Origin of the sequence: Streptomyces carpinensis (assembly GCF_002154505.1) — a bacterium.
GTDB lineage: Bacteria > Actinomycetota > Actinomycetes > Streptomycetales > Streptomycetaceae > Streptomyces > Streptomyces carpinensis.
Genome location: NZ_MUBM01000801.1, coordinates 1 through 661 on the forward strand (window position 1 = coordinate 1; position 661 = coordinate 661).

Here is a 661-nt window from a genome sequence, read left to right on the forward strand (position 1 = left end):
AGATGTGTATAAGGAACAGTCCTTCCACCAGTTTCAGGAGGGTGGCCAGGTCTTCGGGCCGGGTGTCGGGGTTGAGGAGGGTGGCTTTGAGCCAGAGCCGGCCGCTCAGGCGGGCGCGGCCGAGGACGGCGCGGCCGTCGGTGAGGAGCGTGCGGCGTACGGCGGCCACGGTGTCGTCGCCGGCGCCGGTGGGCCGGAAGAGGACCGTGCTGATGGTGGGCCGGTCGTAGAGCTCGAAGCCGGGGTGGTCGTGGATGAGGTCGGCGAACTCGCGGGCGCGGGCGCAGACCTGGTCGACGAGGGTGCCGAGGCCGCTGCGGCCGAGGGTCCTCAGGGTCACGGCGATCTTGAGGATGTCGGGTCGGCGGGTGGTGCGCAGGGAGCGGCCGAGGAGGTCGGGGAAGCCTGCTTCGGTGTCGTCGTCGGCGTTGAGGTAGTCGGCGTGCTGGTGCAGGACGGTGAGGTCGCGGGGGTGGCGGACGGCGAGGAGTCCGGCGGGGACCGGCTGCCAGCCGAGTTTGTGCAGGTCGAGGGTGAGGGTGTGGGCGGCTTCCAGGCCGGTGAGTCTCTCGCGGTGGCGGTCGCTGAAGAGGAGGCCCCCGCCGTGGGCGGCGTCGATGTGGAGGCGTGCGCCGTGGGCGGCGCAGAGTCCGGCGATTTC

1 protein-coding gene is annotated in these 661 nt (G+C 71.9%); it reads right to left on the bottom strand.

What is annotated here, in order from left to right:
* Window positions 1-661: pyridoxal phosphate-dependent decarboxylase family protein (locus BZY54_RS48885; RefSeq protein WP_244217738.1), on the bottom strand; the 661-nt coding region annotated here is incomplete at both ends.